25 protein-coding genes, 1 tRNA gene and 3 pseudogenes are annotated in these 26,012 nt (G+C 44.2%); 21 read left to right on the forward strand and 8 right to left on the reverse strand.

Features of this window, described 5'->3' with window-relative positions:
* The first annotated feature begins 99 nt into the window (after positions 1-99).
* The 11 genes and pseudogenes from LRS05_RS01695 (at position 100) to LRS05_RS01745 (ending at position 10,577) form a co-directional block, all read left to right on the forward strand.
* Entirely contained in the window at positions 100-1,143 is a 1,044-nt protein-coding gene (locus tag LRS05_RS01695; protein ID WP_257866728.1) for a 2Fe-2S iron-sulfur cluster-binding protein, read from the forward strand.
* Complete coding sequence (gene nuoH / locus LRS05_RS01700) at positions 1,143-2,174, forward strand: NADH-quinone oxidoreductase subunit NuoH (RefSeq protein ID WP_257866729.1); 1,032 nt, start codon at positions 1,143-1,145, stop codon at positions 2,172-2,174. The genes LRS05_RS01695 and nuoH overlap by 1 nt, the downstream gene beginning before the upstream one ends.
* Positions 2,175-2,223: 49 nt before the next feature.
* The gene (locus LRS05_RS01705) at positions 2,224-2,769 is read left to right on the forward strand and encodes an NADH-quinone oxidoreductase subunit I (RefSeq protein WP_257866730.1); all 546 of its coding nucleotides are present in this window, start codon (positions 2,224-2,226) and stop codon (positions 2,767-2,769) included.
* 1 nt (position 2,770) lies between these two features.
* On the forward strand, positions 2,771-3,274 hold the full coding sequence (locus tag LRS05_RS01710) for an NADH-quinone oxidoreductase subunit J (protein ID WP_257866731.1): 504 nt from the start codon (positions 2,771-2,773) through the stop codon (positions 3,272-3,274).
* Position 3,275: 1 nt separating this feature from the next.
* On the forward strand, positions 3,276-3,596 hold the full coding sequence (nuoK, locus tag LRS05_RS01715; protein WP_257866732.1) for an NADH-quinone oxidoreductase subunit NuoK: 321 nt from the start codon (positions 3,276-3,278) through the stop codon (positions 3,594-3,596).
* Between the two features lie 6 nt (positions 3,597-3,602).
* Positions 3,603-5,481: pseudogene (nuoL, locus tag LRS05_RS01720) on the forward strand (NADH-quinone oxidoreductase subunit L).
* 10 nt (positions 5,482-5,491) lie between these two features.
* On the forward strand, positions 5,492-6,934 hold the full coding sequence (locus LRS05_RS01725) for a NuoM family protein (RefSeq protein ID WP_257866733.1): 1,443 nt from the start codon (positions 5,492-5,494) through the stop codon (positions 6,932-6,934).
* A 16-nt stretch (positions 6,935-6,950) separates the two neighbouring features.
* Positions 6,951-8,333 (forward strand): NADH-quinone oxidoreductase subunit N, encoded by a 1,383-nt coding sequence (locus LRS05_RS01730; protein WP_257866734.1) that lies wholly within the window; start codon positions 6,951-6,953, stop codon positions 8,331-8,333.
* A 106-nt stretch (positions 8,334-8,439) separates the two neighbouring features.
* Positions 8,440-9,711, forward strand: coding sequence for a Y-family DNA polymerase (locus LRS05_RS01735; protein WP_257866735.1), 1,272 nt, complete (start codon positions 8,440-8,442; stop codon positions 9,709-9,711).
* Positions 9,702-10,148, forward strand: coding sequence for a LexA family transcriptional regulator (locus LRS05_RS01740; RefSeq protein WP_257866736.1), 447 nt, complete (start codon positions 9,702-9,704; stop codon positions 10,146-10,148). Before LRS05_RS01735 ends, LRS05_RS01740 begins: the two co-directional genes overlap by 10 nt.
* A 15-nt stretch (positions 10,149-10,163) precedes the next feature.
* The gene (locus tag LRS05_RS01745; RefSeq protein ID WP_257866737.1) at positions 10,164-10,577 is read left to right on the forward strand and encodes a 2'-5' RNA ligase family protein; all 414 of its coding nucleotides are present in this window, start codon (positions 10,164-10,166) and stop codon (positions 10,575-10,577) included.
* A 232-nt stretch (positions 10,578-10,809) separates the two neighbouring features.
* Here LRS05_RS01745 and LRS05_RS01750 read toward each other — a convergent pair whose 3' ends face one another.
* Both LRS05_RS01750 and LRS05_RS01755 read right to left on the reverse strand, forming a co-directional pair.
* Positions 10,810-11,007 (reverse strand): hypothetical protein, encoded by a 198-nt coding sequence (locus tag LRS05_RS01750; RefSeq protein ID WP_257866738.1) that lies wholly within the window; start codon positions 11,005-11,007, stop codon positions 10,810-10,812.
* An 11-nt stretch (positions 11,008-11,018) separates the two neighbouring features.
* Positions 11,019-11,261: a hypothetical protein gene (locus tag LRS05_RS01755; RefSeq protein ID WP_257866739.1), complete on the reverse strand. Its 243-nt coding sequence runs from the start codon at positions 11,259-11,261 to the stop codon at positions 11,019-11,021.
* A gap of 159 nt (positions 11,262-11,420) precedes the next feature.
* On the opposite strand from LRS05_RS01755, the gene LRS05_RS01760 reads away from it, so the two are divergent.
* Positions 11,421-11,494 (forward strand) — tRNA-Ile (locus tag LRS05_RS01760).
* A gap of 126 nt (positions 11,495-11,620) precedes the next feature.
* Here LRS05_RS01760 and recA read toward each other — a convergent pair.
* Positions 11,621-12,627: pseudogene (recA, locus tag LRS05_RS01765) on the reverse strand (recombinase RecA).
* Positions 12,628-12,774: 147 nt separating this feature from the next.
* On the opposite strand from recA, the gene LRS05_RS01770 reads away from it, so the two are divergent.
* The 4 genes and pseudogenes from LRS05_RS01770 to LRS05_RS01785 all read left to right on the forward strand — a co-directional run bounded on the left by LRS05_RS01770 (position 12,775) and on the right by LRS05_RS01785 (position 15,178).
* Positions 12,775-13,071 (forward strand): hypothetical protein, encoded by a 297-nt coding sequence (locus LRS05_RS01770; RefSeq protein WP_257866740.1) that lies wholly within the window; start codon positions 12,775-12,777, stop codon positions 13,069-13,071.
* 19 nt (positions 13,072-13,090) lie between these two features.
* Entirely contained in the window at positions 13,091-13,390 is a 300-nt protein-coding gene (locus LRS05_RS01775) for a nucleotidyltransferase family protein (protein WP_257866741.1), read from the forward strand.
* Positions 13,383-13,730, forward strand: a complete 348-nt coding sequence (locus LRS05_RS01780; RefSeq protein WP_257866742.1) for a DUF86 domain-containing protein — start codon at positions 13,383-13,385, stop codon at positions 13,728-13,730. Before LRS05_RS01775 ends, LRS05_RS01780 begins: the two co-directional genes overlap by 8 nt.
* A gap of 102 nt (positions 13,731-13,832) precedes the next feature.
* Positions 13,833-15,178, forward strand: a pseudogene (locus LRS05_RS01785) (rhodanese-related sulfurtransferase).
* A gap of 41 nt (positions 15,179-15,219) precedes the next feature.
* On the opposite strand, the gene LRS05_RS01790 reads toward LRS05_RS01785, so the two are convergent.
* Positions 15,220-15,663 (reverse strand): response regulator, encoded by a 444-nt coding sequence (locus LRS05_RS01790; RefSeq protein WP_257866743.1) that lies wholly within the window; start codon positions 15,661-15,663, stop codon positions 15,220-15,222.
* Between the two features lie 287 nt (positions 15,664-15,950).
* Here LRS05_RS01790 and ricT point away from each other — a divergent pair, with 287 nt between their 5' ends.
* The 5 genes from ricT (at position 15,951) to LRS05_RS01815 (ending at position 21,572) form a co-directional block, all read left to right on the forward strand.
* Positions 15,951-17,363 carry a regulatory iron-sulfur-containing complex subunit RicT gene (ricT, locus tag LRS05_RS01795; protein WP_257866744.1) on the forward strand — a complete coding sequence of 471 codons (1,413 nt, stop codon included), beginning with the start codon at positions 15,951-15,953 and terminating at the stop codon, positions 17,361-17,363.
* Positions 17,347-17,838 (forward strand): gliding motility lipoprotein GldH, encoded by a 492-nt coding sequence (locus LRS05_RS01800; protein WP_257866745.1) that lies wholly within the window; start codon positions 17,347-17,349, stop codon positions 17,836-17,838. Before ricT ends, LRS05_RS01800 begins: the two co-directional genes overlap by 17 nt.
* Before the next feature lie 2 nt (positions 17,839-17,840).
* A complete protein-coding gene (locus LRS05_RS01805) occupies positions 17,841-20,147 on the forward strand; it encodes a penicillin-binding protein 1A (RefSeq protein WP_257866746.1) in 2,307 nt (768 codons plus the stop codon).
* A gap of 65 nt (positions 20,148-20,212) precedes the next feature.
* The gene (locus LRS05_RS01810) at positions 20,213-20,914 is read left to right on the forward strand and encodes a CoA transferase subunit A (protein WP_257866747.1); all 702 of its coding nucleotides are present in this window, start codon (positions 20,213-20,215) and stop codon (positions 20,912-20,914) included.
* 1 nt (position 20,915) lies between these two features.
* Positions 20,916-21,572 (forward strand): 3-oxoacid CoA-transferase subunit B, encoded by a 657-nt coding sequence (locus LRS05_RS01815; RefSeq protein WP_257866748.1) that lies wholly within the window; start codon positions 20,916-20,918, stop codon positions 21,570-21,572.
* A gap of 154 nt (positions 21,573-21,726) precedes the next feature.
* Here LRS05_RS01815 and LRS05_RS01820 read toward each other — a convergent pair whose 3' ends face one another.
* The 4 genes from LRS05_RS01820 to LRS05_RS01835 all read right to left on the reverse strand — a co-directional run bounded on the left by LRS05_RS01820 (position 21,727) and on the right by LRS05_RS01835 (position 26,000).
* Complete coding sequence (locus tag LRS05_RS01820; RefSeq protein WP_257866749.1) at positions 21,727-23,418, reverse strand: ABC transporter ATP-binding protein; 1,692 nt, start codon at positions 23,416-23,418, stop codon at positions 21,727-21,729.
* Between the two features lie 115 nt (positions 23,419-23,533).
* Positions 23,534-24,247 (reverse strand): 3'-5' exonuclease, encoded by a 714-nt coding sequence (locus LRS05_RS01825; protein WP_257866750.1) that lies wholly within the window; start codon positions 24,245-24,247, stop codon positions 23,534-23,536.
* Positions 24,244-25,470, reverse strand: a complete 1,227-nt coding sequence (locus LRS05_RS01830) for a serine hydrolase (RefSeq protein ID WP_257866751.1) — start codon at positions 25,468-25,470, stop codon at positions 24,244-24,246. The genes LRS05_RS01825 and LRS05_RS01830 overlap by 4 nt, the downstream gene beginning before the upstream one ends.
* Before the next feature lie 56 nt (positions 25,471-25,526).
* Positions 25,527-26,000, reverse strand: a complete 474-nt coding sequence (locus tag LRS05_RS01835) for a methylated-DNA--[protein]-cysteine S-methyltransferase (RefSeq protein ID WP_257866752.1) — start codon at positions 25,998-26,000, stop codon at positions 25,527-25,529.
* Positions 26,001-26,012 lie beyond the last annotated feature (12 nt).

The following is a 26,012-nucleotide window of genomic DNA, read 5'->3' on the forward strand; positions in this document are numbered from 1 at the left end:
AACCGGATGCTTTCCTCATAAATAAAATTGAAATTGAGTTTACGTTGTTGAGTAGGAACTTTGCAACTTTTAAACTTTAAACTTTCAAACTCAATAAAAATGAAAGTAACAATAGACGGCCAGGAAATAGACGTAGAACCGGGGACCACCATCCTGCAGGCTGCGCGTATGATTGGCGGGGAATCTGTCCCGCCGGCAATGTGCTATTACTCAAAACTTAAAGGGAGCGGTGGCAAATGCCGTTGCTGCCTGGTAGAGGTAACAAAAGGCAGTGAGGCCAACCCTACCCCTATGCCGAAGCTTATGGCTTCATGCGTAACGGGCGTGATGGATGGAATGGAAGTGAAAAGCATCACTTCTGAAAGGGTTGTAGATGCAAGGAAATCGGTTACGGAATTCCTGCTGATAAACCACCCGCTGGATTGCCCTGTGTGTGACCAGGCCGGTGAATGCGACCTGCAGAACCTGAGCTTTAAGCACGGTGCAGCCAAGACACGTTTTATTGAAGAGAAACGCACATTCGAGCCTGAAAATATTGGCCCGAACATCCAGTTGCACATGAACCGTTGCATACTCTGCTACCGCTGCGTTATGGTGGCCGACCAGCTTACCGACAGCCGTGTGCATGGCGTTGTAAACCGTGGCGACCATTCGCAGATATCAACCTGTATTTCTAAAGCAGTGACCAATGAATTCTCAGGAAACATGATTGATGTGTGCCCTGTGGGTGCATTGACAGATAAAACCTTCCGCTTTAAGCAAAGGGTATGGTTTAACAAGCCGTACAACGCACATCGTGACTGCGATAAGTGTTGCGGTAAGACCACGCTTTGGATGTTTGGCGAAGAAATTCAGCGTGTTACGGCCCGTAAGGATGAGTACCACGAAGTGGAAGAATTCATCTGCAATGAGTGCCGCTTTGAGCATAAAGACCCTAAAGACTGGGTGATTGAAGGCCCGCGCAAGTTTGAGAAAGATTCGGTTATCAATGCGAACAACTATACCCGCAAGATTGAGCCGGTAGTGATAGAAACAGAAAAAAACATACTTCTTGGCCGCGACCGCGACAGGAAGAAAATAAGTATGCCGGCAATTCCGCTGAAACCGGAAGAGCGTGAGGTATTTAAAGAAGGAAACGTATAATGGATCAGGCATTAATCATTGAAAAGAGCGTCTTTATCGTGGCAGTTTTTGCCATTACGATGCTCATGGCCATGTACTCAACACTGGCCGAACGTAAAATCGCTGCATGGCTTCAGGACCGCGTAGGGCCAAACCGTGCAGGTAAAGGCGGTATATTACAGCCTTTGGCCGATGGTTTGAAACTCTTCTCTAAAGAAGAATTCTTCCCGAACACACCAAACAGGTTTCTGTTCATCGTAGGCCCTGCCATATCAATGACTATGGCGCTTATGACCAGCGCTGTAATACCGTGGGGCGACAAACTTGAAGTATTCGGCCGTACTGTTGTGCTTCAGGCAACCGATATTGACGTGGCACTGCTATACGTATTCGGAGTACTGTCTGTTGGTGTTTACGGCATTATGATTGGCGGATGGGCATCAAATAACAAATTCTCACTGATGAGCGCCATGCGTGCTTCATCACAAATGATATCATACGAAGTAGCAATGGGCCTTTCTATCATTGCTTTGATTATGATGACAGGTACACTCAGCCTTGGTGAAATCGCGGCACAACAGCACGGCATGAACTGGAACGTTTTCTACCAGCCGGTAGGCTTCCTGATATTCCTGGTATGTTCATTTGCTGAAACTAACCGCACCCCGTTTGACCTTGCCGAGTGTGAGGCTGAGCTTATCGGCGGTTACCATACCGAGTATTCTTCAATGAAAATGGGCTTTTACCTGTTTGCGGAATATGCCAGTATGTTCATCTCATCAACTATCCTTGCAGTACTTTACTTTGGCGGCTACAACTATCCGGGTATGGACTGGGTAAGAGAAGCGGCAGGCGTAAACGTAGCCAGCATTATAGGCATCATGGTATTATTTGCTAAGCTTTGCTTCTTCATATTCTTCTATATGTGGGTAAGGTGGACGGTGCCAAGGTTCCGTTATGACCAGCTGATGCGCCTGGGATGGAAAATGCTTATACCGCTGTCTATCGCCAATATTATAGTAACGGGCGTTGTAATGCTGCTTGCTGAATAACAAAAATTAAAACGCTGCGGAATTTTCCAACGCAAATCAAGATAAAGAAATGTCAATAGAAACCATATCATTATCGGGCAGGAAGAAAGAGGTTTCCAACAAAAAAATGAATTTTTGGGAAAGCCTTTACCTTGTTGCCATCTTTAAGGGACTGGGTATCACCATACGGCACTTATTCACCCGCAAGGTGACTATTAAATACCCTGAGCAAACCCGTGAGTTGAGCCCTGTGTATCGTGGCCAGCACATGCTTATGCGTGATGAGGAAGGCCGCGAGCGCTGTACTGCCTGCGGGCTCTGTGCATTGTCATGCCCTGCCGAGGCTATCACCATGAAGGCTGAAGAACGCAAGCCTGATGAAATGCACCTGTACCGTGAGGAAAAATACGCATCTATCTACGAGATAAACATGCTGCGCTGCATTTTCTGCGGGCTGTGTGAAGAGGCGTGCCCCAAACAGGCAATTTACCTTACAAAATCACGCGTGATGGTAAAATCAAACAGTGACCGTGAAGATTTTATCTTCGGGAAAGACAAGCTTGTAATGCCTCTTGAAATGGCTATTAATAACACTAAACCACAAATGGCGAAATAGTATGATAACAACTTTATTTTACATCCTTTCGGCCATCACGCTTGCTACCGCATTCCTTACCATTTTCAGCAAGAACCCTATTCACAGCGCTATTTACCTTGTGCTTTGCTTCTTCTCAGTTGCAGGGCATTATCTTATGTTCAATGCGCAGTTCCTTGCCATCGTACACGTAATCGTTTACTCGGGGGCCATTATGATACTGATGCTCTTCACGATAATGCTCATGAACCTCAATAAAGAAGACGAGCGTAATAAATCATTGCTTTCGCGCCTTGCTGCGGTGGGCTCGTTCTGCCTTGTGGCGCTTGTGCTTTTAGCGGCATTTATTAAAGGGCAGAGACAGCATGAGTACCAGGTATCGGGTGAAGATTTCCAGTCGATCAAAGTATTGGGTCAGGTACTCCTTAATGATTACATGGTACCGTTTGAATTCGCTTCAGTATTGCTGCTTGTATCAATGATAGGCGCGGTATTGCTTTCTAAAAAAGAACATATTAATAATTAGTATGGAAAATATATTACAGGAAATAGGTATTGACAACTACATTTACCTGAGCACTCTGCTATTTTGCGTGGGTGCGTTCGGGGTACTGTACCGCCGCAATGCCATTGTTATGTTCATGTCTATCGAGATAATGCTCAACGCGGTAAACCTGCTGCTTGTAGCATTCTCAACGTATCACCAGGATGCTGCCGGGCAGGTTTTCGTATTCTTCTCTATGGCTGTTGCCGCTGCAGAAGTTGCTGTAGGCCTTGCTATACTTGTAGCCATTTACAGGAACTTGGGCAATATTGATATTGACAATTTAAAGAAACTAAAAGGATAACCCCTGATGGAGATAAATTTGGCTTTACTGTTACTTTTCGCCCCGTTTGCCGGGTTTTTACTTAATGTATTTTTCGGGAAAAAGCTTGGCCATGGCGCTGCCGGATGGCTTGGCACTGCTGCCGTAGCAACATCATTTGCTGTTACGCTGTATTTTTTCCTTCAGGTGCTTGACACAAAAACAGGTATAGATATTACGCTTTTTGAGTGGATGCGCCTGGCTAACTTCCAGGTTGATTTCGGTTTCCAGCTTGACCAGCTTTCACTGTTGTGGCTAATGTTTGTTACCGGCATCGGTACGCTTATACACATCTACTCTATCAGCTATATGCACGATGATGAGAACATGCACAAGTTCTTTGCTTACCTTAACCTGTTTGTTTTCTTTATGATCACGCTGGTAATGGGCAGCAACCTGCTTATTATGTTCATAGGCTGGGAAGGTGTTGGGCTATGCTCATACCTGCTTATCGGGTTCTGGTATAAAAACCAGGATTACAATGATGCTGCCAAGAAAGCCTTCATTATGAACCGTATTGGTGACCTCGGTTTCCTTATCGGGATATTCATCCTTGGCTACCTTTTTCAACAGCGTTGATTACACAACGATAAGAACCGCCATTGAAAGCGGACAACAAATTGATATGATGTGGCTGAGCGCCGCTGCACTATGCCTTTTCATAGGCGCGTGTGGTAAGAGTGCACAGCTTCCGCTCTATACATGGCTGCCAGATGCGATGGCCGGCCCTACTCCTGTATCGGCGCTTATTCACGCGGCAACGATGGTAACAGCGGGTATCTTCATGATTACGAGGATGAACTCTTTGTTTGACCTTGCACCTGATGTACAAAATGTAATAGCCATTGTAGGTGCAATCACATCACTAGTGGCTGCCGCAATCGGGCTTGTACAAAACGACATCAAGAAAGTACTTGCCTACTCTACCGTATCACAGCTTGGGCTTATGTTCCTTGCGCTTGGACTTGGCGCTTATGAGATAGCGGTTTTCCACGTTATCACACATGCGTTCTTTAAAGCATGTTTATTCCTTGGTTCTGGTTCAGTTATACACGCGCTTCATGGCGAGCAGGACATGCGCAACATGGGCGGGCTGAAAGGCTGGATGAAAATTACATTCATCACGTTCCTTATATCAACCCTTGCTATTTCAGGATTACCTCCGTTTTCAGGATTCTTTTCTAAAGATGAAATTTTGATGACGGCATTCCATCATAATAAGGCATTATGGGTGATAGCATCATTGGCATCGATAATGACGGCTTTCTATATGTTCAGGCTGCTGTACCTAACTTTCTTTAAAAGTTTCCGCGGAACTGAAGAGCTGAAACACCACCTGCATGAGTCTCCCACATTAATTACATTCCCGCTTATTATTTTAGCAATACTTGCACTTGTAGGAGGGGCTATAAGCCTGCCGGGCAGCAGCTGGCTTAACCACTACCTGGCTCCCGTAATTGCAAAACCTGCAGTACATCACCATCTTGACACAACAGCCTATATGCTTATGGGTATTGCTGTAGTGGGCGCGCTTATCGGTATCGGCATCGCTTACATGAAATACATCAAAAAAGGCGAAGTGCCGCCACAGGACAGCGAAATTGAAGGCGTACACAAAGTGCTTTACAATAAATTCTATGTTGATGAATTTTACATGGCAGTTATCGTGAAGCCAATTTATGCTATAGCATCTTTTGGTAAAAACGTGGTTGAAAGAGGTATTTCGGGGCTGGTGTTTGGCACCGGTAAGCTGGCAAACATGTTTGGCGACGAAGGCCGCACCATCCAGAACGGCAGCGTTGGCTTGTATCTTTTTGTATTTGTATTTGGCATTTGCTCTGTAGTGGCTTATGTGTTCTTAAAATAATTTATACCTGATGAACGTATCTATACTACTCATTATCTTATTAACGGGAGCTGTTGCAACGTATCTTGCAGGCAATAAATGGGCATCAAAAGTAGCCCTTCTTTTCAGCGTTGGTGCCTTTGCGGCAACCATAGCCACTACTTTAAGCTTTGTAAACGGTGAAGCAGTAAGCTATATCGCACTCTGGATGAAAACCCCCAAAATTTACCTGGCTTTCCAGGCAGACGGGCTGTCACTCGCCATGGCTTTGCTTACTACAGCATTAACACCGCTTATCATTCTTTCAACCTTCAGGAATAATTTTGAGAACCAACGCTCGCTTTACGCACTTATACTGTTTATGGCATTTGCTATGGCCGGTACATTCCTTAGTGTTGACGGTTTTGTGTACTACATTTTCTGGGAACTTGCGCTTATACCAATATACTTCATAGCATTAATATGGGGCAACGGCAATGCGGAAGACAGAAAGAGAGCTATCGTGAAGTTCTTTATCTACACGTTTGCGGGTTCACTGTTCATGCTTGTATCTTTCATCTATCTATATACTCGCACAGGATCATTCTTAAATATAAGCCTGTACAGGGCATTCTTAACGCCTAACCAGCAGCTTTGGGTATTCCTGGGTTTCTTTGCGGCATACGCCATCAAGATTCCGCTCATACCATTCCATACATGGCAGGCCAATACCTACCAAAAGGCTCCGGCTGTGGGTACCATGCTGCTATCGGGCATCATGCTGAAAATGGCGCTTTACAGCATTGTGCGCTGGCAGCTGCCTATAGCGCCGCTGGCCGCTAAAAACTATATGTACATTTTTGTAGGCCTTTCGATTGCAGGCGTGGTTTACGGTTCAATTGTGGCATTAAAGCAAAACAATATAAAAAAGCTTTTAGCCTATTCATCACTGGCACACGTTGGCCTTATTGCGGCTGGTATTTATACGCTTACTATTGACGGTATGCGGGGCGCTTTCCTACAGATGATTGCACACGGGTTTGTGGTTGTAGGCTTGTTTTATGTGGCTGATATCATTGAGCGCAGGTATAACACTCAGTCTATAGACGAGATGGGTGGCATCAGGAGCCAGTCGCCAAAGTTCACTTCGATGTTCATGATACTGGTGCTGGCATCGGTAGCGCTGCCGGGAACTTTCAACTTTATCGGTGAATTTGAACTGCTTTACAGCCTTGCACAAGCCAACATCTGGCTGGCCGTGATAGGAGGTACAACAATAATACTGGGAGCGTTCTACATGCTGAGGATGTTCCAGAGAGTGATGCTTGGCGAAACCAATGCAAGGATTTTTGCCGATGTTACGTTTGGTGAAGGCTTTGTGCTGGTAGCCATAATTGCGGTACTACTCGTTTTCGGACTTTACCCTAAGCCGATATACGATTTTGTGACGCCGGAACTCGTGCGCCTTTCAGAATATGTAAACCGATTTAATTAAGCCCTAAGATATAGAAATGAATACATTAATAGCTATTGCAGGATTAGGCCTTATATGCCTTATAGCTGAAATCTTCAACTTAAGGAAAGCAATTGTACCGGTTACCATAATCGGGCTGCTTGCCGTTCTGGGCTTACCTTATATGAACATACCTGATGCAGGTACATTCAATAATATGATAATACAGGACAGTTACGGTAAAGCATTCTCCATGCTTTTTATTGTGCTGGCCATTTTCCTTATCGCATTGAGCCCTGATTTCCATAAAGAGCATAAACCAAAGATATCTGACTTTGTTGCCATAAAACTGTTCCTGCTTGCAGGCGCGGTGGCAATGGTTACTTTTGGCAACCTGGCCATGTTCTTTTTAGGGATAGAAGTGCTTTCAATTTCATTATATGTACTTGCAGCGAGCGAGCCGAAGAACATCCGCAGTAACGAAGCGGGTATGAAATATTTCCTTATGGGAGCGTTTGCTTCGGGAATCATTCTTTTCGGCATCGCATTGATTTACGGTGCAACGGGTTCATTTGACACGACTGAAATACTTAACTCTGCAGGAGCAAATAACTTCGGGATGCGTGAAAACATGCCAAACTGGTTCTTTATCGGCATGGTGCTGCTTACCATCGGCCTGCTATTTAAAATAGCTGCTGTGCCATTCCATTTCTGGGCGCCCGATGTATATGAAGGATCGCCTGCACTTACTACAGCTACCATGAGTACACTGGCTAAGATTGCTGCCATGGCCGCCTTCTTCAAGCTGATGCGCAGCATGAATATTACCGTACCGGGAGCGTATATGACTATTATAAGCGTTATTTCAATATTGTCTATGACCATAGGTAACCTTATGGCGCTGGTACAGGTGAATGTAAAGCGTATGCTGGCATTTTCAGGTATATCTCATGCGGGTTTTATGCTTATGGTATTCTTTAACCCTCCGGCTATGGCATCAACGCTGTTTTACTATGCGGCTGCCTATGCGCTTGCAGGTATTGCCGCCTTCTCTGTAGTGCTTTATGTCTCATCAAACACTAAAGATGAGAACATCTATAGCTTTAACGGCCTTGGAAAGACAAAACCCTTCATGGCTGCTGTACTTACACTGGCTATGCTGTCAATGGGTGGTATACCGATACTTTCAGGCTTCTTCGCGAAATTCTTTCTGTTTACACATGTGCTGCGAACAGAACATATAGGGATTGTTATTGTAGCAGTGGTAAACTCTATCATAAGCATTGGCTATTACTTTAAGCTGATACTGGCCATGTATGGCAAAGAGCCTACAACCGAAATGCAAAAAGTACCGGTGGCCTATGGTGTTGTAGCAGCACTTTCAATTCTGCTGGTAATTGCATTGGGGCTTTACCCTTCTTACCTGCTGGATATGTTATAAAACTAAACTTACAAATAATAGCCCACCGCACAAACGGTGGGTTTTTTATATACTTTAACTAGCATGGTATTAATCTCAAAGCATGCTTTTTACTTAAATTTGTACTATGTATGCGCTGATTGACTGCAACAACTTCTATGTATCCTGTGAGCGGGTTTTCCAGCCGAAATGGCAGGGTAAACCTGTTGTGGTACTGTCTAATAATGACGGCTGCATTATCTCGCGAAGCGAAGAAGCCAAAGCATTAGGCATAGGTATGGCAGTACCCGAATTTAAGATACGGCCATTGCTTAAGGAAAAAGGTGTCGGCGTGTTTTCATCAAACTATGCCCTGTACGGTGACCTTAGCAACCGCCTTATGAAAACCATGGAATACTTTACACCTAATGTAGAAGTGTACAGCATAGACGAAGCATTTCTTGATTTTAACGGTATTACAGTTGAAAATTTTCATGACTACGGTTTGCAGATGCGTACACGTGCCCAAAAGTGGCTGAGCCTGCCTATTTGCGTTGGCATCGCCCCTACCCGTGTACTTGCAAAGGCTGCCAACCGGATAGCTAAAAAGTTTCAGGATACAACAAAAGGTGTATATGTTATGGACACCGACGAAAAGCGCCTGAAAGCCCTTAAATGGATGAAGATTGATGATGTGTGGGGCATTGGCTGGCGCACTGCCCGCAGGCTTAAGGCAAAGAATATTCTCACTGCTTATGATTTTACCCAGCCATGGGCAGAAGCCATCGTAAAAAAAGAAATGGGTGTGGTGGGTACAAGATTAAAGTGTGAGCTGGAAGGCCAATCGGTACTTGGTCCCGACCCCATTGATATTGAAAAGAAAAGCATTGCTACAACAAGGAGTTTCCCTAAACAGCTTACAGATTATGACTTGTTGCGCGAGCGTGTATCGACCTTTGCCACAGTTACCGCAGAAAAACTGCGAAGGCAAAAATCGTGCTGCCAGACAGTTATAGTGATGATGGTGGCCGACAAGCATAATATTGATATACCGAAATATCATTATTCGCAGGCGATGGCGCTGCCCTTCCCTACCAATTCAGCCCTCACGATAAGCAATGCTGCCATAAAACTGATGAAAGATATCATGGACGACACTGATACAGTAAAATTTAAAAAAGCAGGCGTTATAGTAAGCGACCTGATACCAGAAAACACTAGGCAATTCAATCTTTTTACAGATGAAGACCCACGGCACCTGGCTATTATGAAAGCTATGGACAAAGTTAATGGAAAGATGGGTGACAGGGTTGTACGTTTGGGCGCACAGGCCAGAACAACCTGGGACATGAAGCAAGAGAAGCTTTCGCCGAGATACACTACGAGGTTTGACCAAATTCTAACAGTGCAATGCCGCTAGATAAAGGAGATAAGCCAAAAATTACCTTCCTGCTGCCAGACTACGATAACGGGAAGCCCCAGCCTTTTATCACTGCCGGGATATCAGCCGGATTTGCATCGCCTGCGCAGGATTTTATGGAAGTGCGCATTGACCTTAATCAAGTGCTTACAGATAATAAGCTCACTACTTTTTATATACGCGTTTCAGGTAATTCAATGACAGATGCCGGTATAGATAACGACGATATACTTGTTGTTGACCGAAGCCTCGAACCCCACGACGGCAAAATAGCCATATACCTGATTGATGGTGACTTTACCGTAAAGCGCCTGAAAGTTGAGAAAGACTGCATGTACCTTATCCCGGAGAACAAGAATTATCAGCCCATAAAAGTAACTGAAGACAACCAATTTGTGATATGGGGAATTGTTACATACGTAATCAAAAAGATATAATTACAGCCATATAGCATGCCGAGAAAAAATACTGCACAGCTTACTTTATTTCCCGAGACTAAATATGAATACCACGTATTTGTTTCTCCGCCAAAAAATGTCATTGAAGATGTAGCAGGCTTAAAAAATAAGCTGAAGAGCATGATTGGGATGGCGCCATACAATGAAACCCCGGCGCATATAACCCTTGCCGCATTTGATGCATACGAATCGGCCGATGTAAAAGAAAATATCCGGAATGCAGTATCGGGTTTAAAAAGCTTTCCTATAAAGATTGAAGGATATGATACCTTTGCAAACAGCAACACTCTTCACCTTAAGGTAATTAACCCTGAAACTCTTGACGATATTGCTTTCAGCATAAAGTCACAAAAAAGGTTAGGAAACAGGCACGGCAAACCAGCATACTCGACCCTAAACGGCAAGTAAAGAGGCAACCGGTAATAACACCTCATATAACCATAGCGCGAAACATTCCCAATGATGATTACGGGCGTATAGGCGATTTTTCAGCTTTTGAGTATACTACGGAATGGCTTTGTGATAAAATCACTGTGAGGAGAAGAATTTGTGGCACTGAAAACAATTTCAAAGCTTACGCCGAAATCAAGCTGACATAAAAAAAGCAGCTTATCAGCTGCTTCAGTTCTATACTAAATCTCTACGGGCCCATTATTGTGTCAGGGTTTACCGTTGTAGTGTCCATTTGAGTTGATACAGATGTAGTATCAACTACGGTTGTATCTGTGTCAGGGCTCATTGCGTCTGTATTTTCCGCCTCTTTACTTTTGCAGGATGCAAGGCTTACAAGTAAAAATGCGCCTGCAAGTAGTCCGCTCTTTAAAAATGCTGCTTTCATATTGTACAATTTTAAGGTACCTGGGTACCTGTGCTCATATTTTTGTCATCACGGTTGGTTTGGGTAACCGTGTCAGTTGCGGTCACTACAGTATCGCCTTCTTCAGGATCAGTACTGTTTTCATAGGTTTCTGATGTATCAGTCGTTTCTGTAGTTGTAGTTTCCGCATCTTTATTATCCTTGCAAGATGTCATAACCATTCCGCCAAGGAATAGCACAACAATGAAGATATTTTTTAAAACTGTCTTTTTCATAACATTGTGGTTTAGTATTTACCTCAAAGTTAAGCCATTAAATGTTGGTGTTTTCCTATAGCTTTATTAAAGTTATGGTAATTGTAGTTACGGCTTAAAATAATCGTACAAATTATTGCATGGCATTAAAAATTATGGTAATATTGCAACCTCAAAACCGGTCCTATAGCTCAGTTGGTTAGAGCACCTGACTCATAATCAGGTGGTCCCTGGTTCGAGCCCAGGTGGGACCACTGGTTTTACAAGCCTTCACATTGTGAAGGCTTTTTTTTATTCATTCCCTTTAACTTTGTGCAATAAAAAACAGAACCAACCCGAAAGTTGATTCTGTTTTGATTTGTATGAACCAGTAAGAGATATTACGCCATCTGTACTTTTATGGCTTCTTTTATCTTGTCTTCCAGTTCGTCTGCAAGTTCAGGGTTGTCTTTAATCAGGGCTTTTACCGCATCACGGCCCTGGCCAAGCTTGGTCTCGCCGTAGCTGAACCATGAGCCCGATTTCTTGATGATTTCAAACTCTACCGCAAGGTCAAGTATCTCACCTGTCTTGCTTACACCTTCACCATACATGATGTCGAACTCAGCCGTTTTGAACGGCGGCGCCACTTTGTTCTTCACTACCTTAACCTTGGTACGGTTGCCCAGTACATTCTCACCGTCTTTAATTTGAGAAGCACGGCGTATATCCAAGCGCACCGACGCATAGAACTTAAGCGCGTTACCACCTGTAGTAGTCTCCGGGTTACCGAACATCACGCCAATTTTCTCACGAAGCTGGTTGATGAAGAACACCGTACAATTGGTCTTGCTGATGGTAGCCGTCAGTTTTCGCAATGCCTGGCTCATAAGGCGGGCATGAAGTCCCATTTTTGAGTCGCCCATTTCACCCTCGATTTCACTCTTTGGCGTAAGCGCCGCAACCGAGTCAATCACCACAATATCAATAGCGCCAGAACGGATAAGGTTTTCAGCAATCTCTAGCGCCTGCTCACCATTGTCCGGCTGCGAGATGATAAGGTTCTCTACATCTACATTCAGTTTTTTCTGCATAGCTGCGGTCAAACGCGTGTTCCGCATCAATAAAGGCAGCGATACCGCCCTGCTTTTGCGCTTCGGCAATGGCGTGCAGTGTAAGCGTGGTTTTACCTGATGATTCAGGCCCGTATATTTCTATTATCCTGCCGCGCGGATAGCCGTTAACACCAAGGGCAAGGTCAACCCCAAGCGAGCCTGAAGGTATGGCTTCCACCTCTTCCACGGCTTTATCGCCCAGTTTCATCACGGTACCTTTACCGTATGATTTATCCAGTTTATCCAGCGTAAGCTGTAGTGCTTTTTAATTTTGCTTCTTTATCTGCGCTCATGTCTTTTCTATTTTGAGTAAAAGTATGATTTTGTTTTGATGAAGCAAATATAAGAAAATAATATTATAAAAGAAATATTTCTGAATTTTATTTTTTCCGTTATTATTATTTTTTATTATAATTGTACATCACCTTAAATTTTTAGAAATGGCTACAAAAGATGATTTATTAAAGGACTTGGAAATAAAAATGGATGCTATCAATCTTAGATATGAAGCTGCATTCCAAGAAGTCAAAGCAGAACCTGAAGATTTTTTTAATGCTAATTATACAAGTTATAGAAGTGAATTAGCGAAAACTGCGACTGATACATTACATAATTTAATAATGAGCGGATTAGGAAACGATGAGGACTTTGTGTTGTCAGTACAGAAATTAAATATTTCCTCAGTTTATAAGTTAATGCTTAGCTTAAAAAAAATTGATGATAATCGTAAAGCTTAATTTGTAGTAATTATATCCTATGCAAATCATTAGCAACAATATCGACCGAATCAAAAAACTCTGTGCCAGCCATAATGTTGACACCATGTATTTATTTGGTTCTGCTTTGCGAAATGATTTTAACAGATCTAGTGACATTGATTTTCTTGTAAAATTCAAGCCTGGTAACTTAGCTGGCTATTTTGATAATTACCTCAATTTAAAGCAAAGCTTAAAAAATTTACTTGGACGAGAGGTAGATTTGGTTGAAGAACAAACTTTGAGAAATCCTGTTCTCATCAACTCCATAAACAGAAATAAAGAACTTATTTATGGATGAAAGAATCCTGAAATGGCTTTATGATATTAAATTCGCTATTGACGAGATTGAGAGTTATTTTGAAAATCAGCCTAAAGATTTTTTCGCATACAAGAATAACCTGATGCTAAAACGTGCTGTTGAACGTGATTTGGAAATCATCGGCGAAGCTGTTAACCGCATCTTACAGCGTGACCTTCAGTTCGAAAATAAAATCAGCAATGCACGCGCTATAGTTGGACTCCGCAATCAGGTCATTCACGCTTACGATAACATTTCCGATGAAAATATCTGGTCTGTTCTCATCAATCACCTTCCAAAACTGAAAGTAGAAGTTGTCAGTCTTATCAGCCACGTTTAATAGAGCTAATTTTCCCATTTGAAAAAAACATTTACCTTTGCACACGGTTCCGCCAACAGGAGCCAAACGACATACTGAAAATCTCACTTAAAATTGTATAGCATGCAACTGTTCAACACTTTAAGCGCAGAAGAAAGGGCCGAACTCATAGACCAGAGCGGCAAGCAGCGCCTTACGCTGTCTTTCTACGCGTACGCACACATTGAAGACCCAAAGCAATTTCGCGACAGCCTTTTCCTGGCCTGGAACCCACTGGAGGTGTTAGGGCGCATATACGTAGCCACCGAAGGCATCAACGCACAGCTTTCGCTCCCGGCCGATAACTTTTACGCTTTTAAAGACCATCTTGATACGATTCCGTTTTTGAAGGACATCCGCCTGAATGTGGCGCATGAGCATGACGACCACTCATTCCTGAAGCTGACCATTAAAGTCCGCAGCAAGATTGTGGCCGACGGGCTTGACGATGCCAGTTTCGATGTAACGAACAAAGGGATTCACCTTGGGGCTAAGGATTTTAACCAGATGCTGGAAGATCCGAACACGATTGTAGTAGACTTCCGGAACCATTACGAAAGCGAGATTGGGCATTTCAAAAACGCGATAACGCCCGATGTAGATACCTTCCGCGAGTCGCTGCCAATCATTGAAGAGCAACTGGCCGACCATAAAGACGACAAAAACCTGCTGATGTACTGCACGGGCGGAATAAGATGTGAAAAGGCGTCGGCGTTCTTTAAGCATAAGGGTTATAAGAACGTGTACCAGCTTGAGGGCGGTATCATTGAGTATGCCCGCCAGGTAAAAGAAGAAGGCCTTGAGAGTAAATTTATAGGCAAGAACTTTGTGTTTGACCACAGGCTGGGCGAGCGCATCACCGACGATGTTATTGCGCAATGCCACCAGTGTGGAAAGCCGTGTGACAACCACACCAACTGCGCCAATGAGGCGTGCCACCTGCTGTTCATCCAGTGTGATGAGTGTAAAGATGCGATGCTGAATACCTGTTCACCTGAGTGCCTTGACATCATTCAGCTTCCTGAAGAAGAACAGAAGGCTTTGCGCCGGGGCATTATGAAAGGCAACCAGGTTTTCAAAAAGGCAAGAGCGAAAAGCTGGGCTTTAAGAAGTCGGGCGATGCGATACCTAACGAAGCTATTGCGAAAGTGAAACCTGCAATCAAGCGTGTAAAAAAGATTCTGATTGGCAAAGGCGAGCACTATTACCCGAAAGCCGGTGTGGGTCAGTTTTCATTGGAAAATGGCGAACTGAATATCGGTGACACCGTAATCATCACCGGGCCTACCACAGGCCAGCAGGAAGTATTGATTGAGCAGATGCGCGTAAACGGCGCCGAGGGCACAACTGCAAAAGTCGGCGACAGGGTAACGCTGCACGTACCTTTCAGGATACGGCTTTCGGATAAATTGTTTAAAATTCTGAAATAGAATTATTGTAACAAAAAAGCCGCTCAACTTGAGCGGCTTTTTTATGATAGGGAGAAGTTATCTCTGTCCGGGCGTTGCTGACCTTTCATCCAGTCTAACGAAAAAACTTTGCTTATCAGCTCTTTAAGATGCAAAAAGTTGGTTGGCTTGGTAATGAAGAGGTTAGCTCCCATCGCGTAAAGCCTGTCAATATCCTCCTGAAGGCTGCTTGTGGTAAAGATTACAACAACACTGTCTTTCAGGTTATCGTCCCTGCGTATTTCCTCAAGGCACTGGTAGCCGCTTTTCACGGGCATATTCAGGTCAAGGAATATAACATCAGGCTGTTGTACATCAGGATTTTGCAGAAGCTTCATAAGTTCCTGCCCGTCGCGGCTTTCGGTAAGCACAACGTCTTGTTTAACTTCTTTTAAGGCATCGGCAAAAAACTCACGGTCGTCAGCATCATCGTCAGCCAAAAAAATATTTTTCCAGTTTAAATTCATGTGGTCGGGTTACATCATTAAAAAATCATTCTCAAAAACACCTATCCAAAAACCCGTTTCAGATGCCGCCAAAAATAATAAATTTCCGGGAAGTGATGTTACAATATTTTACGTCCTGTTAAGAATATTTTTACAAGTATAAATTTATTAAAGAAATCTTAAAACCTGCACCCTGCAATACGGTGAGTGCAGGATAATCCGTTATATTAAAAATGTGTTATCTTTACGCACAAAATCTTATTTAGAAACGTAGCGGGCAAACCGCGATCTACATACAAAACAAACTTATGGCATGTACAAATTGTTCAACGGGCTCCAAAGACGGCACGCCCCGCGGATGTAAAAATAACGGCACCTGCGGTACCGACAGCTGCAACAAACTTACTGTATTTGACTGGCTTGCAAACATGAGCCTTCCCGGGGGACAAGCCCCTTTTGACTGTGTTGAAGTGCGCTTTAAAAACGGGCGAAAGGAATTTTACCGCAATACAGAAAAACTGACTTTAAGCATTGGCGACATCGTTGCTACCGAAGCTTCACCCGGCCACGACATTGGTATTGTGACACTTACGGGTGAACTGGTAAAAGTGCAGATGAAGAAAAAAGGCGTAAAAGATAACGCCGAGATACTGAAAATTTACCGCAAGGCTTCGCAGAAAGACATTGACATCTGGAGCAACGCCCGCAATAAAGAAGAGCCGATGAAGGTTGTGGCACGCGAAATTGCTATTCGCCTCAAACTTGAAATGAAAATAAGTGATATTGAATTTCAGGGAGATGGCTCTAAGGCTACCTTTTACTATACCGCTGAAGACAGGGTGGATTTCCGCCAGTTGATAAAGGATTTTGCGCGTGAATTTGGCACCAGGATAGAGATGAAACAAGTGGGTTTCCGCCAGGAAGCTTCACGTTTAGGCGGAATCGGGTCATGCGGACGCGAATTGTGCTGCTCTACCTGGCTTACAGATTTCCGCAGCGTAAATACAAGCGCGGCACGTTACCAGCAATTATCACTCAATCCGCAAAAGCTTGCAGGACAATGCGGTAAACTAAAGTGCTGCCTTAATTATGAACTTGATACGTACCTGGATGCACTGAAAGGGCTTCCGGATATGGATACCAAACTTTACACCGAAAAAGGTGATGCCATCTGCCAGAAAATTGACATTTTTAAAGGGCATATGTGGTTTGCCTATACCAATAATATGGCGCATTGGCACATGATAAAGGCCGACCAGGTGAAAGAGATAATGGCAGTAAACAAGCAAAAAGAGCGTGTTGCTGCACTTGAAGATTATGTAGAAGAGGTTGTAGTTGCCACAGAAGAGAAAACCTACCAGAATGTTGTAGGCCAGGACAGCCTAACGCGTTTTGACAAGCCAAAGCAGAAAAACAGGAAGAAGCCGAATAAAGGCGGTGACAGAAAAGAAGGCGGAAATACGCCTAACAACCGCGACAACAGGGAAAAACGCCCTGATAACCGTGAAAACAGGCCAAATCGTGAGAATCGTGAAAAGCGCGGTGACAGGCCAGGCAATGAACAAAACCGTGATGCTGCAGGTAACAATCAGCCTGGCCCGAATAAGCAGAGCATAAGTGCTGAAGGTGGCGAAAACCGTGAAAAGCGCAACAAAAACAGGAATAAAAACCGAAACAAAAATAATAAACCTACAGACCAGAAAGATGCGCCTAAAGAGTAGCTTCATTTTTTTAGCGGCTTTGCCAATGCTTATTTCCTGTGATGATAAGCAGGTTTTTGATGAGTATAAATCCATAAGCGGCGGCACATGGAACAAAGACAGCATTGTAGGTTTTGATGTTGAGATGACTGATACCGTTGCACGCTACAACCTGTTTGTGAACGTGCGCAACAACAACAGTTACCCATACAATAACCTTTACCTTATTGTAGAAATGATGCAGCCGGGCACAAATCTTGCTAAGGTTGATACGCTGCAGTACCAGATGGCGAACCCCGACGGTACGCTAATGGGCGAAGGCTTTACGGATATTAAAGAAAATAAGCTTTGGTACAAAGAAAATGTAACATTCCCAAAACCCGGCAAATATAGGTTTAACATACAGCAGGCGGTGCGACAGAGCGGTAAAATTGGCGGCGTGCAGGAGCTTGACGGCATTACAGACATAGGTTTCAGGATAGAAACGGCAAAATAAATATGGCAAATAATACAGCACACAATCAGGATTATTCACATTACGTCAGGAAATTCTGGAAGATTTTCATAGTAGGCTTCCTCTCAATTATCGTTTTCTTCCTTTTGGCTTCATGGGGCGTTTTCGGTAGAATGCCGAGCTTTGACCAGCTTGAAAATCCGGACAGCAATACTGCTACCGAAATCATCTCAAGCGATGGCGTTACCATAGGTAAGTTTTATCTCGAAAACCGCACACCGGTAAAGTATGCCGACCTGCCGAAACACCTTGTAGATGCACTGGTTGCTACTGAAGATGAGCGTTTTTATGACCATTCTGGCATCGACACAAAAGGTACGCTGAGGGCCGCATCAACATTGGGTAAGAGCGGCGGTGCAAGTACCATAACCCAGCAATTGGCCAAGAACCTTTTCCATGGCGAAGGCTCCAAGTTCTTTCTGTTTCGTATTGTGCAGAAAGCCAAGGAATGGATCATTGCCACGCGCCTTGAACGCCAATACACCAAGCAGGAAATCATTGCGATGTACCTCAACACGGTAGATTTTGTAAACAATGCAGTAGGTATTCGTTCGGCAGCTAAAACGTACTTCGGTAAAGAACCGAAAGAGCTTACTGTTGATGAGGCAGCCGTATTTGTAGGCATGCTGAAGAACCCGTACTATCTTAACCCGAAAACTTTCCCGAAAGATTCTAAAAACCGACGGAATACGGTACTGGGCCAGATGGAAAAGAACGGTTTTATTACTCAGGCGCAGAAGAAAGCGTTTGAAAGTAAGCCAATTGTACTGAAATTCTCTCCTGAAAGCCATAAAGAAGGTATCGCCACTTACTTCCGTGAATACCTGCGTGATTTCATGAAAAAATGGGTGAAAGAGAACCTTAAGGAAGATGGCTCTGAATATGACATCTACAGAGATGGCCTTAAAATATATGTAACAATAGATTCAAAAATGCAGCAATATGCTGAAGAAGCTGTTGATGCGCATCTTGCAAATCTTCAGGAAGAGTTTTTCATCCAGCAAAAGAAAAACAAAAACGCACCATTTATAAATATTTCTGATGCCGAAACCCAAAAAATACTTGCCCGCTCTATGAAAAATAGTGAGCGCTGGCGTATTATGAACGAGAAAGGTTTCAGTGAGGAAGATATAACAGCGTCTTTCAACAAAAAAACGAAAATGAGGGTATTTACCTGGAAAGGCGAAAAAGACACGCTTATGACACCTATGGATTCCATCAGGTATTACAAGCACTTCCTTCAAACGGGCGTAATGTCTATGGAACCGCAAACAGGCTACGTGAAAGCCTGGGTTGGCGGCATCAATTACAAGCATTTCCAGTATGATCACGTAGCGCAGGGCGCAAGGCAGGTAGGTTCAACATTTAAGCCGTTTGTATATGCAACCGCTATTGAGCAGCTGCATATGTCGCCATGCGATTCGATTATTGACGGGCCTTTCTCTATGCCAAAAGGCAAATACGGTATAGATGCCGACTGGCACCCGCAAAACAGCAACGGGCAGTTCCGCGGCATGGTAACGCTTAAATCGGCCCTTGCCCACTCCATTAACACTGTTTCAGCCAAACTGATTGATAAAGTTGGCCCCAAAGCGGTGGTTGACATGACAAAAAACCTTGGTGTTAATTCAAATATACCTGAACAGCCGGCCATTGCACTGGGCGCGGTTGAAATTACCGTAAGCGACATGGTTGCTGCATACAGCACCTTTGCCAACCAGGGAATGTATGTAAAACCTGTGGTTATTAAAAAAATTGAAGATAAAAAAGGTACAACACTGTACCAGAATGTGCCTGAAACAAAAGAAGTACTGAGCAAAGACATTGCATACGCTGTAATAAAGCTTCTTGAAGGCGTTACCGAAAGCGGTAGCGGCGCGCGCCTTAAGTGGGGCGGCGGAGGCGGCTCTGGCTACAACCGTATGACAGGTTATCCTTATGCCATAACCAATCCTATTGCAGGTAAAACAGGTACTACGCAAAACCAGAGCGACGGCTGGTTTGTGGGTATGGTTCCCAATCTTGCAACCGGCGTCTGGGTAGGTAATGAAGACCGCTCGGCACACTTTAAGAGCCTGCTGTATGGCCAGGGGGCTACAATGGCTTTGCCGATATGGGGCATTTATATGCGTAAGATTTATGATGATGATACTATGGTGTATAAGGTTTCGGAGAAGCCATTTGAGCGCCCGGCAAACCTGTCTATAAAAGTAGATTGCTGGAAGCCGCCTGTGGTAAAAGACTCAACTGCTGTGGATAGTACCGCCATTGACGACGAATTTGATTTTTAATAGGAGACGCCCTTACAAGAGGGCGTTTTTTTATATATTTATGCGCAGAAATTAAAATAATTTGTATGATTAATAAAAAAGTACAAAATGTGCAGGAAGCGCTGCACGATATAAAAGATGGCATGACCATTATGCTTGGCGGTTTCGGGCTTTGCGGAATACCTGAGAATAGTATTGCCGAGCTTGTAAATATGGGCGTGACTGATCTTACCTGTATCTCTAACAATGCAGGTGTTGATGACTTCGGGCTTGGGCTGCTGTTGCAGAAAAAGCAGATAAAAAAGATGATATCATCATATGTTGGAGAGAATGCCGAGTTTGAACGCCAGATGCTAAGCGGCGAACTGGAGGTAGAACTTACACCACAGGGTACGCTGGCAGAAAAATGCCGCGCTGCACAGGCGGGTATCCCTGCATTTTACACTCCGGCAGGTTATGGAACCGAAGTGGCTGAAGGTAAGGAAGCACGTGAGTTTAATGGCAAAATGCACATTATGGAAGAAGCCTATAAGGCGGACTTCGCCATAGTAAAAGCATGGAAAGGCGATGAGGCGGGCAACCTGATATTTAAGGGTACGGCACGTAATTTCAACTCATGCATGGCCGGTGCAGCAAAAATTACTATTGCAGAGGTTGAAGAGCTTGTACCTGCAGGTACGCTAGACCCGAACCAGATACATATCCCAGGGATATTTGTGAAGCGCATTTTCCAAGGCGCTACCTACGAAAAGCGCATAGAGCAACGTACAACCAGAAAACGTAACTAAGATGTTAGGAAAAGAAGATATAGCGAAAAGAATCGCAAAAGAAGTTCAGGACGGGTACTTTGTAAACCTGGGCATTGGCATACCAACGCTTGTAGCTAACTATGTACGTGAAGATATTTCAGTTGAATTCCAGAGTGAGAATGGCGTGTTGGGCATGGGTCCGTTTCCGTTTGAAGGCGAGGAAGATGCTGATGTTATCAATGCCGGTAAGCAGACCATCACGACATTACCCGGTGCATCATTCTTTGATTCGGCTACCAGTTTCGGGATGATACGCGGGCAGCATGTTGACCTTACCATACTCGGTGCGATGGAAGTTGCCGAGAACGGCGACATCGCCAACTGGAAAATCCCTGGTAAAATGGTAAAAGGCATGGGCGGCGCCATGGATTTAGTAGCTTCGGCCGAAAATATAATCGTAGCAATGATGCACGTAAACAAAGCCAGCGAATCAAAACTGCTTAAAAGATGCTCTCTGCCCCTTACAGGCGTTGGCTGCGTGAAAAAGGTAGTTACAGAGCTTGCCGTGCTTGAAATCGTGCCAGAGGGCTTTAAATTGCTTGAACGTGCACCGGGCGTTACCGTTGAAGACATCAAAAATGCCACTGAAGGCAACCTTATTATTGAGGGCGATATACCGGAGATGGTGATTGACTAGTTTTTTTTAAGTCGCAGTCGCAGTTTTAAGTTAAGAAGTGTATACAACCTGCAAGGTTTCCAAAACCTTGTAGGTTTTTTATTTATGAAAGAAGAGGACTTTACCTGCGCTTCGACAAGCTCAGCGCGACTGAAACTGACAACTGTGACTGCGACTAAATACTACTACTCGGTATCGCTGCAATCAGCTTCTTCGTGTAGTCTTTCTGCGGACGCTCATATAAGGCATCAGCCTCATTCATTTCTTCAATTTTACCTTTGTTCATTACCAGCACCTGGTCGCTCATATATTTTACTACAGCGAGGTCATGCGAAATGAAAATATAAGTAAAACCGAAATTTTCCTTTAGTTCATTAAGTAAGTTCAACACCTGCGCCTGTACAGAAATATCCAAGGCAGAAACCGACTCGTCACACACTATGAGCTTTGGCTGAAGGGCAATAGTGCGCGCAATGCCGATACGCTGACGCTGCCCACCGGAAAACTCATGCGGGTAGCGGTTAAAGTGCTCCTCTCCCAGCCCAACACGGTTGAGTATCTCAATGACTTTCTCGCGGCGTTCTTTATCGTTTTTGTAAAGCCCATGTACCTGCATAGGTTCCATAATGGCTTTGCCTACAGTAATGCGTGGGTTTAGCGATGAATATGGATCCTGAAAGATTATTTGAATTTCTTTTCGGAGTTCACGTATTTCTCCTGATGAAAGTTTAGTAAGGTCTGTTCCCCTGTAGAGGATTTTTCCGGCAGTCGGCTTATCGAGTTGAAGGATGGTATTCCCAAGTGTCGACTTACCGCAGCCCGACTCACCCACCAGCCCAAGCGTTTCACCCTCATATATCTTGAAACTAACATCGTCAACCGCCTTAAAATTTACGTTTTTGCCAAATAACCCGGCTGATGAAACGTATTCTTTCTCTACATTAATTACTTCCAGCAATGGGGGTTTTGAATAGATATCATTGTGCTCCTGCCGGCGCTGTGATGATGTAATTTCTTCAGGATTGACCGTGTTGTTGAGATAATCACCAATAGTAGGCAAACGCTTTAACCGAACATCGAGAGAAGGCCTTGAGCTAATCAGGGCTTTAGTATAAAGATGCTTAGGATTATTGAAAATCTCATTAGCATCGCCTTGCTCCACAATCTCGCCACGATACATCACCAGTACCCTGTTAGCAATGTCACTTACTAATGACAAGTCATGAGAAATGAAGATAATGCTCATGCCGGTTTCCTGCTGGAGTTCTTTCAGTAACAAGATTATTTCTTTCTGTACCGTAACGTCAAGAGCAGTAGTAGGCTCATCGGCAATCAATATTTTGGGCTTGCAGGCAATCGCCATAGCGATCATTACACGCTGTTTCTGTCCGCCCGAAATCTCGTGGGGGTAGCGGTTGTAAATTTTGTCGGGGTTGGGCAGCTTCACTTTTTCAAACAGTAAAATCACCTTTGCTTTTATTTCTCTATCAGAAAGTGAAGTATGTTCTTTCAGTATCTCGGCAACCTGGTAGCCGCATTTTAGTGATGGGTTGAGCGAGCTCATAGGTTCCTGGAAAATCATGCTGATGTCATTGCCCCGCATTTTACGCAGCTCTTTTTCAGTCATGGCTGACACGTCCTTACCCTCAAAACTGATGTTGCCTTCGGTAATCTGCAAAATGCCTTTCGGCAGAAGCCCCATCACGGCAAGCGAGGTAACCGACTTACCCGAACCCGATTCTCCTACAATACCCAGTATCTCATTTTGATTGAGCACAAAAGCACTGTTTTTTACAATGGGTGTCCATTGCTTGTCTTTTCTTGCTGAAATTGTAACGTTGTTGATATGGAGAAGCGGGGTGTTCATAGCGCTAAGATATTAAAAGTTTGCTGTCAGCCTGAGCCTGTCAAAGGCACGTTATTGATAGCGCTTCGACAGGCTCAGCGTGACTGAGAACTGTGACTGCGACTAAAAAAGTTAATTACACATGCACCACCTCATCATCAACCAGTAAATCTTCACGGCGGAAGCGTAGGAATACCTGTGCTGTCGCTACCACATCTTTTTCACAGTATGTTACAATACGGTCAATGTCTTTCTCCACATGGTACACATACCCTACCTGGCTGCCATCTATATCGCCTTTGGGTGAGGGTATACCCAATATTTTGGTGAGTAGTTTTAGCGAAGTAAAGCTTTTATAGTCGCCGAATTTCCACATTTCCATGGTGTCGAGATGAGGGACTTCCCAAGGCTTTTTGCCGAAGAGGTTGAGTTTGTTGGGTATTGGAAGATTGTTGATGATCATCCGTCGTGCAATGAACGGGAAATCAAATTCTTTAGCATTATGCCCGCACATTATATGCTGCGGCTGGCTGAAATGATTATTCAGGAGGTTGGAAAAATCTTTTAGAATCTGCTTTTCCTCTCCACAAAAAGAGGTCACACGGAAATGGCGTATGTCTCCTCGAAACGTAAAATATCCCGCAGAGAGGCACACTATCTTACCAAACTCAGCCCAGATGCCGGCACGCTCATAAAACTCTTCAGGCGACTGGCCGTCTTTGCGCTGGTACTGTGTTTTTGTGTCATACAGCTGCTGCATTTCCTCATCACAGAGGTCAAAGCTGGCGTGTTCTGGTGCTGTTTCTATATCAAGGAAAAGTATGTTTTCGAGCTTTATCTTTTCAATCATTTCTTTGCCATCTCATTTACTTTAGCTTCCTCTTTTGTCAAAGGCAGCTTATCACCCTTACCTTCACCCGGTTTCATCATCCCCATCATCTTATAGGCTTCATCAACATATACATAAAAGTCGTTACTGTGGGGGTCGGTTGTCGTTTGTAACCCTTTAGTATGTCCCAGCCTCACAATTATAATCTTATCTTCAGGGATAACTATTGTGAACTGCCCTAGATGCCCACGCATGTAGTATATCTTTTTACCCAAATAGTCATTAAGCCACCAGCCATAACCATATTGCGGAGCATCAGGGAAACGTGGCGTTATCATTCGTCGAACAGCCGCACTATCAAGCAGGCGCTTGCCGTTCCACTCACCATTGTGCAGAAAGAGTTTCCCGAAACGTGCAAAATCACGCGCATTGCTTGCAAAACAGCAATACGCTTTTTCAATACCGCCTTCATGGTCAAGCTGCCACAGCGCATCATGTTCTGCTCCCATCGGTTTCCAGAATTTCTCTGACACATAATCCGACAATTTCATGCCGGTTGCTTTAGTTATTACCATCGCCAGCAATTGCGTAGCACCGCTTACGTATTCAAATCTGGTTCCCGGCTCATAAACCACAGGAACGTTTAGCATCGTTTCTTCCAGGTGGTCTCCAAAATAAGCGCGTGTAGTGATCGAGAAAGCACTGCTGTATTGCTCGCCCCAATCCAGTCCTGTTGCCATTGATGATAAGTCACCCACGGTGAGTTTTGAAGCCATCCCTTTGCTGAATTCCGGGAAAAAGTCTCCCACTTTCTGGTCGAGGCTCTTTATACTTCCCTCCTCAATTGCTTTAAATAGTGCTGCTGATACAATACTCTTGGCCATTGAGAACGAGTTGGAATGCGAGTCAGAACCATAACCGTCATAATAGCTTTCATGCCATATGCTGTCATTCTTTATGATGAGGTAAGCCACGGTACCCAGTTCTTTATGGGTTTGCTCAAGTCTTTCGGTTGCTTTTACTTTGTTGTATTCTGCATGGTTGGCCCACGGTTGCGCCGTACCTGCCTTTACAGTACGATTGTCAAAATGCGTATAATCGTCAAGGTAAGCTGTAGTTTTGCCGTGTAGGTACACCACACGTACTGCCTTCAGCAGGTAATCAACATCAAAAAGGTAAAGGAGGATGACAATGCCTGCAATGACAATTACAAGCCACACCAGTATTTTGCGGATGATTTTCATAAAGTGCTCTCTTTAGCACGAATGTAAGTAAAAAATGAGTTTCGGCAATAACTGGCTCAGAAAAGGCTTTGCTGAATAGGCGGTGTCTCGTGCTCCAGCAGCCATTTTTTGCGCCACAATCCGCCCGCATAGCCTGTAAGAGACCCGTCACTGCCTATTACCCTGTGGCATGGTACGGCTACCCAAAGCGGGTTTTTGCCATTGGCCGATGCCACGGCACGTATGGCGTTAATATCGCCCAGCTTTATGGCAAGCTGGTTGTAGGACATGGTTTTGCCAAATGGGATTTCCAAAAGTGCATTCCAAACCTTCTTTTGAAAATCTGTTCCTGAAGGATTCATTTTGAACGTGAATTCTGTCCTCTTTCCTGAAAAGTATTCCTCAAGCTCTGCTACTGCTTGTGAAAGTTCGTGAGGAATGGTTTCCGATTGCTGCACCTCATCATCAAGCACCCATATTTTGGTTACGCCGTGTTCATCGCCTTCAATAAGGCAGGTGCCGACAGGGGTTTTGATGTAAGCCTTTTCCATGTCGCAAATTTA

Origin of the sequence: Flavobacterium sp. J372, from assembly GCF_024699965.1 — a bacterium.
Taxonomy (GTDB): Bacteria; Bacteroidota; Bacteroidia; order Flavobacteriales; family Flavobacteriaceae; genus Flavobacterium.

Coding starts and splice junctions, on each gene's coding strand:
- LRS05_RS01750 (WP_257866738.1), bottom strand. CDS start 11,007: ATGAAAGCAGCATTTTTAAAGAGCGGACTACTTGCAGGCGCATTTTTA.
- LRS05_RS01780 (WP_257866742.1), top strand. CDS start 13,383: ATGGATGAAAGAATCCTGAAATGGCTTTATGATATTAAATTCGCTATT.
- ricT (WP_257866744.1), top strand. CDS start 15,951: ATGGCATGTACAAATTGTTCAACGGGCTCCAAAGACGGCACGCCCCGC.
- LRS05_RS01820 (WP_257866749.1), bottom strand. CDS start 23,418: ATGAACACCCCGCTTCTCCATATCAACAACGTTACAATTTCAGCAAGA.
- LRS05_RS01825 (WP_257866750.1), bottom strand. CDS start 24,247: ATGATTGAAAAGATAAAGCTCGAAAACATACTTTTCCTTGATATAGAA.
- LRS05_RS01705 (WP_257866730.1), top strand. CDS start 2,224: ATGTCAATAGAAACCATATCATTATCGGGCAGGAAGAAAGAGGTTTCC.
- LRS05_RS01755 (WP_257866739.1), bottom strand. CDS start 11,261: ATGAAAAAGACAGTTTTAAAAAATATCTTCATTGTTGTGCTATTCCTT.
- LRS05_RS01710 (WP_257866731.1), top strand. CDS start 2,771: ATGATAACAACTTTATTTTACATCCTTTCGGCCATCACGCTTGCTACC.
- LRS05_RS01730 (WP_257866734.1), top strand. CDS start 6,951: ATGAATACATTAATAGCTATTGCAGGATTAGGCCTTATATGCCTTATA.
- LRS05_RS01740 (WP_257866736.1), top strand. CDS start 9,702: ATGCCGCTAGATAAAGGAGATAAGCCAAAAATTACCTTCCTGCTGCCA.
- LRS05_RS01830 (WP_257866751.1), bottom strand. CDS start 25,470: ATGAAAATCATCCGCAAAATACTGGTGTGGCTTGTAATTGTCATTGCA.
- LRS05_RS01735 (WP_257866735.1), top strand. CDS start 8,440: ATGTATGCGCTGATTGACTGCAACAACTTCTATGTATCCTGTGAGCGG.
- LRS05_RS01810 (WP_257866747.1), top strand. CDS start 20,213: ATGATTAATAAAAAAGTACAAAATGTGCAGGAAGCGCTGCACGATATA.
- LRS05_RS01775 (WP_257866741.1), top strand. CDS start 13,091: ATGCAAATCATTAGCAACAATATCGACCGAATCAAAAAACTCTGTGCC.
- LRS05_RS01770 (WP_257866740.1), top strand. CDS start 12,775: ATGGCTACAAAAGATGATTTATTAAAGGACTTGGAAATAAAAATGGAT.
- LRS05_RS01835 (WP_257866752.1), bottom strand. CDS start 26,000: ATGGAAAAGGCTTACATCAAAACCCCTGTCGGCACCTGCCTTATTGAA.
- LRS05_RS01800 (WP_257866745.1), top strand. CDS start 17,347: ATGCGCCTAAAGAGTAGCTTCATTTTTTTAGCGGCTTTGCCAATGCTT.
- nuoK (WP_257866732.1), top strand. CDS start 3,276: ATGGAAAATATATTACAGGAAATAGGTATTGACAACTACATTTACCTG.
- LRS05_RS01790 (WP_257866743.1), bottom strand. CDS start 15,663: ATGAATTTAAACTGGAAAAATATTTTTTTGGCTGACGATGATGCTGAC.
- LRS05_RS01805 (WP_257866746.1), top strand. CDS start 17,841: ATGGCAAATAATACAGCACACAATCAGGATTATTCACATTACGTCAGG.
- LRS05_RS01745 (WP_257866737.1), top strand. CDS start 10,164: ATGCCGAGAAAAAATACTGCACAGCTTACTTTATTTCCCGAGACTAAA.
- nuoH (WP_257866729.1), top strand. CDS start 1,143: ATGGATCAGGCATTAATCATTGAAAAGAGCGTCTTTATCGTGGCAGTT.
- LRS05_RS01815 (WP_257866748.1), top strand. CDS start 20,916: ATGTTAGGAAAAGAAGATATAGCGAAAAGAATCGCAAAAGAAGTTCAG.
- LRS05_RS01725 (WP_257866733.1), top strand. CDS start 5,492: ATGAACGTATCTATACTACTCATTATCTTATTAACGGGAGCTGTTGCA.
- LRS05_RS01695 (WP_257866728.1), top strand. CDS start 100: ATGAAAGTAACAATAGACGGCCAGGAAATAGACGTAGAACCGGGGACC.